The sequence below is a fragment of the Acinetobacter sp. ANC 4779 genome (assembly GCF_004331055.1).
GTDB lineage: Bacteria > Pseudomonadota > Gammaproteobacteria > Pseudomonadales > Moraxellaceae > Acinetobacter.
Map to the genome: position 1 here is coordinate 35,976 of NZ_SJNU01000018.1, position 15,918 is coordinate 51,893.

Sequence of the window (15,918 nt, forward strand, 5' to 3'; positions counted from 1 at the left end):
CTAAGACACTCCTTTTTCTGAAATTAATTTTTTACGGTCTGCAACACGTTGTAAGAAAATATCACCCCAAATATCAGGATCTTCACCAACTTCACTTATGATATTTTCGAGTAATTCAACATTATCTTTTGATCCAGAAATGATCTGTAAAACGTCACGCATTTCGCCTAGATCCATCTTACAAAGTGCGGATCGGCTACCTTGTTTAACTAGGAACATGCGTGAGTTTTCTTCTAGCTCTTTAATAATTTCAAATTCTTGCGGAGTGACTTTAAAGCCTTTTACATAGTCATCGTAATCAGCGCGAGGGTTCGGTAAAAAGATTTGAGTAACGCTTTGCTCAACCATTGTTTTACCAATGTCAGAATCTAAAACGTCACTTGGCGATTGCGTCATAAACACACCTAGACCATTCAATTTACGAATAGTTTTTTGCTTATCTTTGGCAAAGTCTTTGAAATATTCATCTGTTAATGGCTTCCAAAACTCGTCCATCCAGTAAATGAACGGATTACCATCAATCAAGGAATCTGTGATGTGCAATAGATAGGCCATGATTGGTGTACGGACTTCTGGATCATCCAAAAATTCCGTGTAGTCATAACCGAAAATTGGCATTTTGGCTTGAGAAAAGTCTTGAGTGTCATAAGGGTTATCGAATACCCACGATAAATTCCCTTCATGATCGCCAGACTTACACCATTTAGTTAAGCGGTCTTGTAATGAATCACCGCCACCAGTCACCCTTAAATTCATATATAAAGCTGAAAGTCTGCGAAGTTCTAACGGCATATCATCACGCATAATGGTACGGACAGCCTGACTAATTTCCAGATCTTCGGCAGCATTACTAACACCACCTACCAGAATTTTTACAAGCTTTTCTACAAACTGAATATTTGTTTCTGTGGGCGGTAGCTGCAACGGATTAAAGCCAGTTGGTACACCACGCTCTAAAGCATAGTATTGACCCCCTATCCGTCTAATACCAATCTCTGCGCCCCTGTCTTTATCAAAGAAAACACCCTTCAGATTTTTATACTTACAAGCAAACATCATCATGGCCATGACTAGGGTTGTTTTACCCACACCAGTTGTTCCAATGACACACGTATTACCTGGCATCTTGTCATCTGTAGAATCTTGCTTATCTGGGCTAACATGATGATTAAAGTAAAATGGTTGGCCACTTGGAGTTTTAAATAAAGCTAGTGCTTCACCCCAAGGATTGCCGTCCCGCTTACCTCTTGCGAAGTTATGAAAAGGGCTTAAAGCAGAAAAATTTAGGCTTGTGAGATATGCTTCTCTTGGACGCATACTGAAGTTACCTGCTAATTGCGAGAACCATGCACATTCAGGAACAGTGTCAATAACAGCCATTTTAAAACCTGCTTCATCTGATAAAGCAGTTCTGGCACTCGAAACATTTAGAGCAACTTGATTTGGTGAATCGCCAAAAATCGCAAGCGTATAGTGATATTCGCCTAACTGAAAATTCCCGCTATTAGCTTCACTCATAGCCAGATCAATATCACGAATCTCTTGATCTGAAACGTCCTCTACAGAATTTAGTTGGCCTTTAATTGTTTTTAATTTATCTACAGCATCACGCTTGCCATAAACCGTGAAACTTTGAGTTTCAATGTATTCATAGTTTCCATACAGGATGGAATTGCACATTCCTGATTCTGATAAACGTGGAAATTCTTGAATATCCAGAAAGCCTACATATTTTTGCGCTTCAGGATGTTTGATCTGTAAATAGCCGTTTTTGTCACCAAAGAACAAGCGACTACTTGGAATATATTGATCAAGATTAGCCTGTCTTAAAGGGATTTCTTCCCAAACTCCATTAGTTAAGAAACCAAGCAGATTACACATTTCCGAGTAGACAAAACCTTTCTTGGTATAGGTCGCCAGACGTTCTGGATTGTAGTGATATAGACTTGCTTCAACCTGTTTGGCTACATCATCCAAAATATCGAGATCCCGCTTAATCTGCTTTTTCAGGGCTACTGGATCACGACTAGCTTTACTCTTAAAAATCTTTGTTAATCTGGAAATTTCAGGACGATAAAGAATTGTTAAATACAATTCAGTAGCCATCTGTTTATTCTTTTCACCCTGAAACTGCTGATAATATCTTTCATTAAAATCAGCAATAAAATCATTTTCATAAACGCCATTTAGACGTTCATTAACTCCCCTACGAATCTTATGCGTCCAAACAGCAAAGTGACCGCCACCTAAAGCACGATAAAAATTATTTAATCCTTCTTTACGGATTCTAATAATATCGGCTTCAACTGTTTCAAACGAAATGCCTTCTAATTTCCATGTAGCAATGTATTCACCATTTTTAAGCTTAATAACATTGTTGGAAACATGATTACCAAACGGCAGATAGTCTGAAATAGCGACTTCAGCATTTGCGCTATCTTTAACTTGCTGTTTTGAACGCATGATATTGTTATTTCCTTTTCTTTAATTTAAGTGGCGAAAATGAGATTGCTCCCCATTTTTGATGGTTCTGGATCTGTTTCCCTCTTATGCGCCACCGCATCAATACTTGCTTTAGTCGTTGGTCATCTACTTTTGTTATTGCCCGCATCCAGAAGTAAATAGGCACATAAATAGCTGCTATAAATAAAGTCACATAGGCACTAAGTAGATAAAAAGACCAACCAGCTAAAAGAATTGCTACCCCCGTCACCAACAAAAAAGGCAACATTGGAACGCCAAAAAGCATGGCAGGACGAGTGCAACCCCTGAAAATTGGATCAGAAAAATTCGACATTAGTTAATCAGCCAAGCAGCGATACCCGCAGCACCACCTACCAAAATGCCCCCGATAACGATGTTAGAAATGTCTGACCACTTCGCTTGTTGCCAAGCCAATTTAAAGCCAGCCCACATAATAGTGATGGTAAATACAGTTACAGCCACACCCGCCAAGACAGACTGAACATTAGCCATAACCGTATTAACTTTTGAGATTTGAGCAAAAGCAGGACTTGTGATTAACGTCATAAACAACATCAACGCGCTTGCTTTGATACCAGTCGTTTTAGTCGTTGTTATTTGCGTTTGTTTTGCCGTCATTATTTTCTCCAAGAAGCAATTAAAACCTAGCGTGTTAAGTACCAATAACAATATTTTTGGAAAAACAAATACTATTAATTGGTGCTCAATATTTAATATATTACACTAAGTTTTAAACTTTTTGAAAATATTTTAAAAGATCATTGAAGATTTATAACTTTTTTCTTTTTCTTTGAATTCTGCGCCATTAGTTAAAAAAAATGAAGGCCGTTTTTCCACTACTGGAAGGCTTTGAAGATCTGTATTTTCTGTATATCCATTGGAATTAGGCATATCTGCATTAGCAGCAAAATATGCAAGCTGTTCAGAGCTATTCATAGGAGTTGTGGGAGGATTAAATTTTACAGGCATGGTACTCAGTGAGCCATGAGTAAAATAATTCAAATTTCTTGATACCTTAGCAACGTATCCATTTCTGAACCCTGCTGCATGATTGCCAGTGTTATAGCAAGACATAGCTTTATAAATATCTTTACCTTTTGCTCTATTTCGGCAGTCATTAAAGATAACTTGCATTGCGTTTAGATTATTGCAGGGATCAAAAACTTGTTCGACACTAAGATTTAGTCTTTTGAAATTGGCACTGTTAATTTGAGCAAAACCAACATCAATATTTCTTCCCTGGCTAATTAATCTTTTGGCCACAGATACAGCTTCATCATAGCTAGTAGGCTGTTTTTTAAGACCTGCGGCACGATTAACCCCTATCGCAAAAGGATTAAATGAGGATTCAGATTTAACAATTGCAGACGCAATATTTACATCAACTTGTGGCGCACATTGTTGTGCCAAAACTACGAAATCAATCATTACTTTTTCACCTCAAATTTTGGCTTACCTTTTTGATCTGGATAAGTAGCGGAGCATCCATTTTTATAGTTGGTACACCCCCAAAAATAGCCATTTGCCCCATTGATCCGTCTTAAATCACTGGCACATTGAGGACATGAATAAACTTCAAGGAGGGGCTTTTTATTCAGTTCAGGCAAAAAGACTTTGCAATCTGTTTCCCGATTAGGACAGAACCAAATCGGATCTTTACCTTCTTTTTTGGATCTAAATAATGGCGTTGAACATTTAGGGCAAGGATATTTGATCTTCTCTATTGGCTGACCTTTATTGTCATTCATAGAGTGCTTACATTCTTGATCGTTGCAGATCCAAAAGAATTCTTTAGTCTGGGAGTTTTGAAATTTATTTAAGCGACCTGTTTTACATTGAGGACATGAATGAATAACCTTTTCGACTGGCTGACCCTTGTGGTCATCCATCGAGTGCTTACATTCCTGATTGCTACAGATCCAAAAAAAATTGTTTGTTTTAGTATTCTTGAACTTCTTTAACTGACTTTTACATTTTGGACAAGGTAGTGCATTTAAAGCTTTTAGTTGTGAAGCCGTTTTTAGCTCTTGGGCTAGTTGAGTATATAAAGCCGAAACAACCGAATTATATGAAGCTTCACCAGATGCAATTTTATCAAGCTGCGACTCCATCTCTTTTGAATATTTCAGATCCAGAAAACTAAACTTAGCTTTCAACAGGCTACTAATTAAATCATTACCTAACTTGGTTGGTTTTAAAACTTTCTTTTCTACTTCAAGAAAGCCTTTATTTAAAATATTGGCCATGATGGATGAATAAGTCGAAGGGCGACCAATTCCACAACTTTCCAACTTCTTAATTAGTGAAGCTTCTGTATAGCGTTTGGGTGGCTTAGTTTGCTTTGCGATAACTTCACCACTTTCAACATCAATTACTGAACCAACTTCTAAGGCAGGCACCATGCCTGAAGGCTCATTTTCATCTTCATTCAGGCAATCTTTACCAAAGATCATCCACCCTTTTTTTATTAGCTCACGGCTTTTAGCATGGAAGTTATATTTTCCATCTTCAGACAATAATTCTAAAGTAACTGCTTTATATTCGGCTTTAGCCAATTGGCTTGAAAGGGTACGTTCCCAGATCAATTGATATAGGGCTTTTTGTTCTGGTGTCTTACCTAGCTCTTTATCAGCTATATGGACAGGTCGAATTGCTTCATGGGCATTTTGCGCCCCATCTTTTTCCTTAAATTTATTAGGCTTCTCAGGTAAAGAAAATTGATGTTCATTAGCATAAGTAAAAATTTCTTCTACACTTTCATCCGCAATATTTAAGCCATCCGTCCGAATGTAAGTAATTGCACCCTGTTCAAATAACGCCTGTGCCGCTTTGGTTGTTTGCTGTGGACTAAGCCCTAACGCTACACTGGCAGCCTGTAATAGTAATGCTGTAGAGAAAGGTGATGGTGCATTTGAATATTCTGTTTTTTCAGTGCAATTCAAAACTTTAACTTTCTTCGTTTTTGCAACTTCTTCAGCTAAAGCTCGATCTAAAATATAGGGCTGATCTTCAGTTACAAAATCAGTAGTAACCCATTGGGAGATCCACTTTTTAGGATCTTTATCAAAATTCAAATTAATGCCAAAATGGTTAGTAACTTTGAATTTTTGTATTTCAATTTCTCTAAGAACAACGATTAAAACGGCAGGAGATTGTACCCGCCCCGCAGATGAAGGCTGTCCCATAATGTTAGATATAATAGGAGAAACCAGATAGCCCACCAGACGATCTAAAGCCCTACGCGCTTCCTGTGCATATACAAGCAGATAATCTAAACCACGACCATTATTGACGGCTTCTTTAATAGCTTTTTCTGAAAGCTCATTAAACTCTATTCTTTCAAATTGACCATCTTCCAAACCCAAACATTCTTTTAAATGCCATGAAATAGCTTCACCTTCCCGATCTGGATCGGTAGCTAAATAGATCTTGTCTGCTTTACTCAAAATGGCTTTTATTTTTTCAATGCGCTTTTCGCCACCGTCAAAAGTCCTGTCATTTACTTTGGCATCAGGAATAAATGAATATTCCATTTCAAAATCATTGGCTATATCAATTCCTAAGCCTTTTCTTGGTAGATCTCGAACATGGCCAACACTAGCCACAACTTTAAAATCAGAACCTAAAAAACTTCCAATTTTCGAACATTTATTAGGAGATTCAACGATTACAAGATTCATGGGTTATTTCCAAATTGTAAAATTTAGGAAACTCGAAAGCCCACAAAGAAAAGATGAATATAAGAAAGCAACTACTTGAAATTTAGTGAAATCTACAATGATTTCTAAAAGCTGTGTATCTTGTGGCATGAAGCCCACAAGATAAACACATGAAATAATTAGAAAAAATATTACAAATTTTCCATATTTATTTAAACTTATAGCCATTTTCTTAAATCCCATCTTAGAGCTTTAAAGAATACAATCCAAAATATACCATATTGGAGATGGCTTTCCTATTTTTTACTTGATTCTTATTATTTTTACTTCTTCTGTATAAATTTTTTCTCTCAAAAACTCATTAAGCCTAGTCAGATCCTTAAAAATTCTAGCTTTATCTTTTTCTCGTCTGGTTGTTAAAGTCCAAACTTTTTCGCCAGACCATGCCAGTTTTGCAGTTATAAAAAAACCGCTATCAAACTCATTGATCATTATTTCCTTGATAAACCCTTGTTTATTAGATTCTTCTAACACTAATTCAGAAATAGAAAAATCAGGATCAATATTTATAAAATCAGTCATCCATAAAACCTTTTTTTTAAAGCACCCATTACAAAGGTTCATTATCAACAATTTAGGTAATTTTGGTAAAGTCTTTTAAAATAATTTAAAAAAATTAAAATACTTTTCTTATATCAACCTTAGTCATGACTAATAATCCCGATGCTTGGACAATCGCTGCAAACTACAGCAATTGTCCAGGCATCTACTTTATCCATTAGTTGAGATCCGCAACATGGTAGATCAGAGCAAAGTGTCTACTTTGCGAACTGATGCAATCAGTTAAATCTCACCTTCCCTGATTACCGTTTGATTTTTAAGTGAGCTTTAAAAATCTGTGATTTTTAAATAGTGACCGCAAAAAATAAACTACTCCCCTTCGATCCAGTAGCGGGATCTGCAAAGCAATCACGAATGGGTAGCGACAAGATACAAGTAGTAAATTATTAAAAAACAGCTTAATATCCACAGGTGGACATAATCAACTGGAGTGAGTAATGAGTGAAGAAGCGATTGCTGAAGATAGAAGAAAGAAATACAGAGCCAAGCCTACTACTAAAACGCCACTTTCAGTTTATTTCAGTATGGACGTTCCTGAAGATGTAGAAGCGCATGAAGCTTTAGAATACTTAAAAGATATTTATGGTGGAGAAAAAAACGGTAAAAGCAAAGCTGTTAAAGAAGTATTAAGAATTTTTTATAAACAACTAAAAGAAAAAAAGCCTGATTAATCAGGCTTTTTTCTTGCAAAAATTTAGGACTTTTAATTGTAGTAACTAACTTGTCATCTACATACAGATAGACCCGATTATTATGTGTATAAGATGAGATCTTAGATTGATCATCATGCCCTGTAGTAGATCCGTCTTGAACGTTGCTGACAAAAGAACAATGGGGAAAGCTTTTACCTTTAGCTAAGTCTTTTTTTACATCACGAATTGTAGATTAGCATTCAGAAATATTAATACCGCCAACAAAACACATAAAAGCACTACAGCCATAATTTTCATCTTTAGCTGCTACTAAGGCAGAAATACTAGCTAAAGTTAAACCTAAGATAAATTTTTTATACACAAGTAGTCACTCTATTTAAATGAGTTGTCCAGTACGAATAACTTGCCTTCGAAGTTTAGAGATATTGTCTTAGCGTTACCGCACATAGAACATAACTCTTGAATCAAGAAGGGTAAATTCCGTGTAAATCTGATTTTGCCTGATGCAGTATGAATGATGTGATCAACATCATTTACTTTTACAGTTACAAAATATTGGAACTGTTCATTCATACCAATTTCAACACCATAATTATTTGCGTTGAAATCATCGACTGTTTTCAAGTCATTCATCGTTAAAGCCATTTTTGCAAGATCCCTATTTTTAAAAAGTGAAGTGCGGATTCTTACAAAATATAGTTAATTTAAAAATGTAACTGAAGTGTAAATGTATGTAAAAGACACAAAAACATCAATTATTTTTAAGTACTTTAAATATACATTAAAAAGTTTAAAACTTTAGCGAAAAGTTTTAAACTTTTGTTAAAAGTTTGTATATCTAGAAGCTTATATTTTTTTCAAGAATCCCTCACTTTTTGTCATGTAAATATCTCTTTATAAATCTCATAAACATTTCAATAATTTTTTTAAAAAAACTAAAACAAAGTTTAAAAAGAGTTTAAAGAAAGTTTAGGGGTGTTTAGAACAGTTTAAGAGCTATGAATTATTTTTATAAAACATAAGCTTATAAACCCATAACTATACATTTTGTCGCTTCAACTATACATTTTGTCGCTATAACTATACGTTTTGTCGCTTCAACTATACGTTTTGTCGCTTCAACTATACGTTTTGTCACATAACTATACGTTTTGTCGCAAACAGTCCACATAGTTATCAACAACATACAAAAAGCTTCTAAATTATCCTTTAAAATCAGTAATTAATTAGTTCTATTGCTCTAACTTATTGTGATTTTGAGTGTTTTTCAGCCTAAAGGTATTGTCCTATCTCAAAACTATACGTTTTGTCGCAACTTCTCTCGATATCCATACAGATTGTCGCACCCCTGCAATCAACCCACTGGATTATGATTATATATATTTTTCAGAAATTAACTAGTTCTATATTCATTCATTAAGTTATTGTTTTATATATAAATAGATCGAAAAAAAGAATAATTCTCCTTTAGTTGGTATGGATATAATTGTATAGATATAAAATCATATCTATACGTTTTGTCGCAATATAAGTAATTGTTTTATATCAATAAATAAGAAATAAGCAAAATTGGATATTTTTTATTACTTTTCTGTGTTAAAAATAGCCATACGTTTTGTCGCATCGTAAGTATTTGAAATAAAACAAAATAGCTATGTTGGAAAATCTTTTATTTTTTTTACCATTAAAAAGTTAAATACTACTATTATTGTTTTTTTATAAATAAAATTAATTAAAACATATACTTAATAACTAATTTTATAACCATACTTGATAAATATACTTGTATAGTTATAATTTGATTAAAAGAAATTACGGATTTACAAAAAAATGCAGAAAATTATTGGCGCACAAGGCTTAGATGACTATACCCAAACCAATACAAGGGCAAAATTGACCGATCTAGTAGTGACACGCAATGATTTTCCTACAGCTAGGTACAGTATTGATCTCAACCTAGAGAAGCTCATGTACTGTGCAATGATCATCGTAAGAAAAAATGAGCTTAAGAATAAAACATCATTTACCCATGACGATTTTATCTATGTGAGTAGTGAAAATTTTGGTGAATTGACTTCGCCAATGGCCAGAAAAGAAGTGCTTACAGTTACAGATAAGCGTGAAATTCAGAGAAATGCAGAAATTGCTTTAAAGCGTATTTATACAAAATTTGATAACCCAACTATGTTGGTAAAAGATGGTGAATCTGAAGAACCTGCTAAAGTTCCGATGATGACCTATTGCCATTATGACAAGGCAACTAAATGTATCAAGGTTAGATTTGCGAAAGAATTTTTTGAATATTTTTATGAGCTGGTCAAAAAAGTTGATGAAAAAACTAAGTCATTTAGTAGTCATGAACTGAAGCACATTATCTTATTTAATTCGAGCTATTCACTTCGCTTGTATCGAATTTTGTTGAGCTATATGTGGAGAACATCTGAAGTAACTATTGATCTGAATGAATTAAGATGGATGCTTGAATGTGAAGATAAATATAAGGAATTGGCTAACTTTAAAAGTCGTGTTTTAAATGTAGCAGCCGATGAAATTAATAAGCTAAGTAATATTAATGTCAATTTTGAAAACGTGAAAAACGGAAAAGAAGTAGTCGCTATTAAGTTTATTTTTAATTTAAAGAGTGAATATAAAGAGCAAGACCAACTCAAATTCATTGAGAAAATGAAAAAGGCTTATTTAGCTGCTGCAATTCCATTTAGTGATGATGGTTCACATTTTAAGTCACCTGATAGGGTTCACTACTTCAAAGCACCGCTAAAGCTATCTTCAAAGCAAATTAGCACCTTAGTTAATTGTCCAGAATTTTTATTAGATTATGGCTATTTCTTAGGGAATTCAGATGAAGATACTTCTAAGGTTATTATGAGAACTTTACTAACCGAAAAACTAGGAAAGCTTAATGCTCATAAGCCGATAGATTTAGATTATTACTTCTGGTTACAGGTAAAAAGAGGGATTATTAAGAATGGCGATAAAGATAAAAAGCATGAGGATGATCAGGAATAATATCTAAAAAATATAACCACCATATTGTCTTAAATAGACTTCACTAATTTAAGACAATATGGTGGTGTAATTTAAAACCTTTATATAGTATTAATTCATAAAAAAAGCGTCTTTTCCTTAGTCATGACTAAATATTTGTTCTTAGCCTAAGTGGAGAATTTCGCCCATTTAAAACGGTTGTCAAAAATATAGATATTTAAATTTTTAAATAAAAACAATGGTTTATATTTTTTCTAAATTACCAGGATATAAGCTATTCAATGCAATATTATGCCAATTAAATTTTATAAACTATTGTTTATTTAGCTTAGTTTTATCTGGTGCTCCCATTCTCTATTTTTCTTAAAGTCATTATTTAGAATTGATTTCTATCTTGTCGCCACCCATTCGGGATGGCTTTGTAGATCCCGAAATAAAATTAATGGGAGCAGTTTATTTTCTGCGGTCGCTATTTAAAAATCACAGATTTTTAAAGCTCGCTTAAAAATCAAACGGTAATCAGGGAAGGTGAAATTGAACAGATTGCATCAGTTCGCAAAGTAGACACTTTGCTCTAATTTACCATGTACAGATCTTGCTAAATATCATTTTAATTTCTTAGTCATGACTAAGAAAAAATTATCTATTTATTCTGTCTGATTTAAGTCAATTATGGCGCTTTTAATGTTCGGTTAATGGGGGCTTCGGGTATAAAAAGGGCTGTTAGCAGCCTTAGAATCGCAAATATAAGCATTGAAAAAGTAGTTTAGCTAGGGTTTTTTAAATAGTTATTTTTCTTACAATTTATCCTATAAAAAACTTAGTCATGACTAAATTTTACTTGAATGTCCACAGGTGGACTGATATAATACTTTGTATCAGGACGCATCGGGCGACCTGAAATAAAACAGGTATTTAGTTATGAAACACTTTTCAGCAGTTGCATCATTAGACGAATCAAAACGCCAATACAAAAAACTAGCTTTTAAAAATCATCCTGATCGTGGCGGTAATACTAGATCTCTTGCGAAAGTAAAAACCACCTCAATCTAAGTTTCATGAGATATCAGAACTTAAACCGTTTTTCAGATTCTGAATTTAAACGCTTGGTTGGCGTACCTCGACCAGTTTTTACCGAAATGGTAGAGGTTTTAGAAAAAGCAGAATCACTCAAAAAGAAATCAGGTCGTCCTCATACTTTAGCTATAGAGGATCAGTTGTTATTAACGCTCAATTACTTACGCAACTACAGTACTCAACTGGAATTGGCGGCACACTACCATATCGCTGAAAGTAATGTGAATCGAACCATTAAAAAGGTTGAAGATGCATTGATGAAATCAAGATGTTTTACTCTGCCAAAACGAAGCATTACCACAGCAGACGAACACTTTAACTGGGTCATTATCGATGCGACAGAATGTTCAATAGAACGCCCGAAAAAAAAATCAGAGTAAGTTCTACAGTGGTAAAAAGAAGAAACATACGCTAAAAGCACAAGTGATCTATCATCCGAAGAGCAAACAAATCATAGGGCTAGATATATCGAATGGCAGTCAGCATGACATTAAACTGGCAAGAAAAACGGTTAAGAAATTCAAACATTGTGAATATGTTATGACCGATTTAGGGTACTACGGATTAGAGCAAGATGGCTTTAAATTATTGATGCCAATAAAGAAAAAGAAGAATATACCCTTATTTGATGTTGAGAAAAAGTACAATAAAATGATTGGAAAAATACGAGTTGTGATCGAACACATCAATAGTCAATTGAAGACATTTAGAATATTAAGTGAACGCTATCGAAATAGACGGAAAAGATTCGGTTTACGCATTAACTTAATCGCTGCACTGGTAAACCGGATAAATTTTCAATAATGACTTTCGCAAGAGATCTAATGAAACAATGCAGGAGATTAATAACGAATATGAAATGCTTTTAAATCGCTTTATTAATGAAGCTTCAAAAGATCAATATCAAGACAGTTCCGAAAATGGTCGCGGCTTCTGGTCAAGCCGTTCAGAACATTCTGAAGTTGAGAAAAAAGTAAAACAGGCTATTGATGCAATTATCAATTTAGATGGATTAGATATTGAAATTATTGGGGTCTGGGTTTGGGTTTCTGGTGACACTAAGCCACACAAAGAAACTCTAAAAGAGGCGAGTTTTGTCTGGAATCGAGTTCAAGCTAAATGGGTGTTTATTGGTAAAAAATCTAATGGGCGTGGAAAAATGACTTTGGATCAAATGAGAGATTTACACGGAAGCCAAAAAATTAAAAAAACAAGAATGGCAGAAGATAGACAACTTTTAACAGCTTAATGATGAAGTCCCCGAAAGGGGGCTTTTTTTTTTAAAAATATTTCTTAGTCATGACTAAACTTTTTTATTGAATGTCCACAGGCGGACTTGTATAATACTTTGTATCAGGACGCATCGGGCGACCTGAAATAAAACAGGTATCAATTATGCGAAATACAATAGTAGCCATCTTTACAAATTATCCTTCAGGTAAGCTGATTCATTTTTGTTGTCATGACGTTCTATCTGGATCTAACTCTAACATCTGGTTTCCAATCTTCGATGAAAATACACTGTTCCAAGAAATTGAAAAGATCATGATTAATTGCCGAGTAGGCCACAATGTTACTTTGATTGAAAGAATTGTAAGAGGTGACAATAAAGACGGTTATTTTGAAGATTATAGAATTACTTATAACGCACTTTAAGCCGAACCTCCCATTATGGGAGGTTTTTTATTTGTGGTGATTTTTTGGTTTTTAGCTTGTCTAAAAAACATAAAAAATTGTCTATTTGTTTTGCGTTATTTAGGCTCATGCTGGCCTGTTTTGGGTTGGGTTGGGAAATCCTGCTGCGGATATGAAAAAGGGCTGTCAGTAGCCTTTAAATCGCTAATAAGAGCAATTAGAAAAGCATTTAGCTAGGTATTTAAATAGCTCTTTTGCCTGTTAATTTTTCATATAAAAAACTTAGTCATGACTAAGTTTTTATTGACTGTCCACAGGTGGACTGATATAATGCTTTATATCAGGACGCATTGGGCGATCTGCAATTAAGGGTAAAAATTATGGAAAACTACATTTCAGTTTATACACGTAAGCAAGCCATTGAAGATGGTTTTTTAATTGATATTAATTCACTTAGTCCCGCACTAGATAAACTTGCAAAAGAGCATTATAAGTTTTCTATTTGCTTTACTTCTGCTCTTTGGGCGGTAGTTGATAAAGCAGTAAAAAATAAAAAATGGATGAATGATTTAGAAGGAATTATTCATGATATTTTGTGGATGAGTAGAGCTTATAAAATGACTTTAAGCCCTAGTTCAGTCCGTTTTACTGTAATCATTACAGGTGCAGGCAGAAAGCGAAATCATGTTTTAGAATTGCATGTGCATGGTGGGGATGAGGGAGAACCAGTGATAACAATTGGCTATCCTGAAGATTTCTAATTAAGATCCCCTTTAATAAGGGGATCTTTTTATAAAAAAACTTAGTCATGACTAAGAAAATGCTTGCAAAGTCCACAGGTGGACGATAAAATATATCGTATAAGGACGCAATAGGGCGACCCTTAATAAATGGGTAAAGCCATTAAACAGGTGAAATATGAAAAAAGTTGTAGCTTCAAATCAAAAAGGCGGTGTAGGTAAATCTGCTATTGTTTGCCAGTATGCACACTATTTAAATTCTTTGGGTTTGCGTGTCCTAGTCATTGATTTAGACCACCAAAGAAATACATCAAAAGCCTTAATTACTGGCGGTGCTGTGACTGTAGCTAATGTATCTTCTTTCGACATGCTAACCAAAGAAGATCAAACTATTTTAAATCCTGAAGCTTTTACTCTAGTACAAGCAACATCAGAATTAACTGCTATTGAAAAAAATGGCACTATGCACAATAGCTTTGCCACGAACTACCAAAAATTTTTAAAAAATGTTGATTCTTTATTTGATGTTTGCCTGATTGATACCAATCCAAATCCCGACATTCGACAAGTAGCTTCACTGATTGTTAGTGACTATGTATTAAGTCCTATTCAATTAAATCAGGAAGCGATTGATGGCATTGGTGGGCTGTTAAAGCAGATCCAAGCGATCAACCAAAAATTAAACCCAAATTTAAAATTGATCGGTATTCTCCCGAATATTGTTGAACCAACTCCATTCCAGAAAGACAACTTAAAAGCTATCGTTCAGCATTTTTCTAAGTTCCTGATTAAAAACTCCGATGGCAGTTATGCTTTTGTTAAAAAAACTACTGCAATCGCTGAAGCGCAAGCACAAGGTATACCTACAAATAAATTGGGTAAAACTAGCGGTTTTACTGCATGGGCTGAATTAAAGACAGTTTTCGAAAGCATTAACAAGTTTATGGAGATTTAAGAAATGAGCGGAATTGATTTATCAGCATTTGAAAATTTTGATCTGGGCGCAGTAAATAACCCGACACCTGTAGCAGATGGAACACCTAAACAAATTTCACTTACAGATATTCTTGAAGATCCAGAGCAGCCGCGTGTTGAATTTCCTGAAGATCAGATGCAAAAAATGGCCGAATCAATCAAAGAGCGTGGAGTGAAAACACCTATCAGTGTTAAACCTCATCCAACAGAGCAAGGGAAGTGGCTTATCAATTATGGAGCTAGACGTTTTAGAGCTTCAATCATGGCTGGTAAAGATACTATTCCCGCTTTTGTTGATAATGATCATGATGATTTTGATCAGGTGATGGAAAATAAGGAACGCCTTAACCATTCACCTATTGAGCTTGCATTGTTCATTCAAAAGAAAATTAAGCAAGGCGTGAAAAAAAATGTAATCGCTAAAAGGCTAAATGAAGATCCTGTTTTTGTATCTACTCACTTGGCTTTAGTGGATATGCCAGAGTGCCTGACTAAAGCTTATGAAGCAGGTTTTAAATCACCAAAGACCTTATATGATTTACGTAAACTTTGGGAATCATTCCCTGAAGAAGTAGAAGCTTGGGTTGATGAATCTTTAGAGAACGGTCAGGACATTATCAGATCCAGAGTGCAGGTATTATCTAAAAATTTAAAAGAACCTAAACAAGCTGTAGAGCCTGAAAAAACAGATCCAGAACCACAGGCACAAGAAAGCCAAGAGCAGACCACTATTATTGATGATAATGAATCTTTCAATTCTGGTAATGATGATCAAGCTGAAGTTAAAAAACTGATTGATCAATCAAACTTGAAAGAGCAGCCAGTGGCTAAAGAAGAAGATCCAGACAAGATTAAAAAGCCGCTATTAGTTGTCATTCATGATGGCCGACAAGCAAGCCTGATCTTAAATAAAAAGCCTATTTCTCGTGGTTCTGTGTGGATCAAATACGAAGATGGATCAGAGCAATCTGTAGACTGTAGCACTCTTGAAATAGATTATTTACAAGAAGGCAGCTAAGCTTCAAAAATGGAAAAACCTTGCAGATGCAAGGTTTTTTTTTGCGGATT

General features: G+C 34.6%; 15 protein-coding genes. 8 read left to right on the forward strand and 7 right to left on the reverse strand.

From position 1 onward, the window contains the following. The 6 genes from E0H80_RS15750 to E0H80_RS15780 all read right to left on the reverse strand — a co-directional run bounded on the left by E0H80_RS15750 (position 1) and on the right by E0H80_RS15780 (position 6,725). Positions 1–2,463 carry a VirB4 family type IV secretion/conjugal transfer ATPase gene (locus E0H80_RS15750; protein ID WP_131367295.1) on the reverse strand — a complete coding sequence of 821 codons (2,463 nt, stop codon included), beginning with the start codon at positions 2,461–2,463 and terminating at the stop codon, positions 1–3. A 7-nt stretch (positions 2,464–2,470) separates the two neighbouring features. Further along, positions 2,471–2,797 (reverse strand): type IV secretion system protein VirB3, encoded by a 327-nt coding sequence (locus tag E0H80_RS15755; RefSeq protein ID WP_005407440.1) that lies wholly within the window; start codon positions 2,795–2,797, stop codon positions 2,471–2,473. Next, positions 2,797–3,102, reverse strand: coding sequence for a TrbC/VirB2 family protein (locus tag E0H80_RS15760; protein WP_131367297.1), 306 nt, complete (start codon positions 3,100–3,102; stop codon positions 2,797–2,799). The genes E0H80_RS15755 and E0H80_RS15760 overlap by 1 nt, the downstream gene beginning before the upstream one ends. A gap of 132 nt (positions 3,103–3,234) precedes the next feature. Further along, positions 3,235–3,912, reverse strand: a complete 678-nt coding sequence (locus E0H80_RS15765) for a lytic transglycosylase domain-containing protein (RefSeq protein WP_131367299.1) — start codon at positions 3,910–3,912, stop codon at positions 3,235–3,237. Next, a complete protein-coding gene (gene topA / locus E0H80_RS15770; protein WP_131367301.1) occupies positions 3,912–6,164 on the reverse strand; it encodes a type I DNA topoisomerase in 2,253 nt (750 codons plus the stop codon). The genes E0H80_RS15765 and topA overlap by 1 nt, the downstream gene beginning before the upstream one ends. Positions 6,165–6,446: 282 nt before the next feature. Further along, positions 6,447–6,725, reverse strand: a complete 279-nt coding sequence (locus E0H80_RS15780) for a hypothetical protein (protein ID WP_131367305.1) — start codon at positions 6,723–6,725, stop codon at positions 6,447–6,449. Between the two features lie 476 nt (positions 6,726–7,201). Here E0H80_RS15780 and E0H80_RS15785 point away from each other — a divergent pair, with 476 nt between their 5' ends. Continuing rightward, on the forward strand, positions 7,202–7,435 hold the full coding sequence (locus tag E0H80_RS15785) for a hypothetical protein (RefSeq protein ID WP_131367307.1): 234 nt from the start codon (positions 7,202–7,204) through the stop codon (positions 7,433–7,435). Positions 7,436–7,789: 354 nt separating this feature from the next. On the opposite strand, the gene E0H80_RS15795 is transcribed toward E0H80_RS15785, so the two are convergent. Beyond that, positions 7,790–8,062: a hypothetical protein gene (locus E0H80_RS15795; protein ID WP_131367309.1), complete on the reverse strand. Its 273-nt coding sequence runs from the start codon at positions 8,060–8,062 to the stop codon at positions 7,790–7,792. Between the two features lie 1,185 nt (positions 8,063–9,247). Between E0H80_RS15795 and E0H80_RS15800 the strand changes: the two genes are divergently transcribed. The 7 genes from E0H80_RS15800 to E0H80_RS15835 all read left to right on the forward strand — a co-directional run bounded on the left by E0H80_RS15800 (position 9,248) and on the right by E0H80_RS15835 (position 15,868). Continuing rightward, a complete protein-coding gene (locus tag E0H80_RS15800; protein WP_131367311.1) occupies positions 9,248–10,444 on the forward strand; it encodes a replication initiation protein in 1,197 nt (398 codons plus the stop codon). Positions 10,445–11,344: 900 nt separating this feature from the next. Further along, positions 11,345–11,476: a J domain-containing protein gene (locus tag E0H80_RS15805; RefSeq protein WP_131367313.1), complete on the forward strand. Its 132-nt coding sequence runs from the start codon at positions 11,345–11,347 to the stop codon at positions 11,474–11,476. 5 nt (positions 11,477–11,481) lie between these two features. After that, a protein-coding gene (locus E0H80_RS15810; protein ID WP_107010335.1) for an IS5 family transposase occupies positions 11,482–12,304 on the forward strand; the annotation gives its coding sequence in 2 pieces (ribosomal slippage) (positions 11,482–11,862 and positions 11,864–12,304; 822 coding nt in all). A 28-nt stretch (positions 12,305–12,332) separates the two neighbouring features. Beyond that, positions 12,333–12,749, forward strand: coding sequence for a molecular chaperone DnaJ (locus tag E0H80_RS15815; protein ID WP_228260012.1), 417 nt, complete (start codon positions 12,333–12,335; stop codon positions 12,747–12,749). A 766-nt stretch (positions 12,750–13,515) separates the two neighbouring features. Next, positions 13,516–13,896: a DUF6573 family protein gene (locus E0H80_RS15825; RefSeq protein WP_131367317.1), complete on the forward strand. Its 381-nt coding sequence runs from the start codon at positions 13,516–13,518 to the stop codon at positions 13,894–13,896. A gap of 157 nt (positions 13,897–14,053) precedes the next feature. Beyond that, positions 14,054–14,830 (forward strand): ParA family protein, encoded by a 777-nt coding sequence (locus tag E0H80_RS15830; protein WP_131367319.1) that lies wholly within the window; start codon positions 14,054–14,056, stop codon positions 14,828–14,830. A gap of 3 nt (positions 14,831–14,833) precedes the next feature. After that, the gene (locus E0H80_RS15835; protein WP_131367321.1) at positions 14,834–15,868 is read left to right on the forward strand and encodes a ParB/RepB/Spo0J family partition protein; all 1,035 of its coding nucleotides are present in this window, start codon (positions 14,834–14,836) and stop codon (positions 15,866–15,868) included. Positions 15,869–15,918 lie beyond the last annotated feature (50 nt).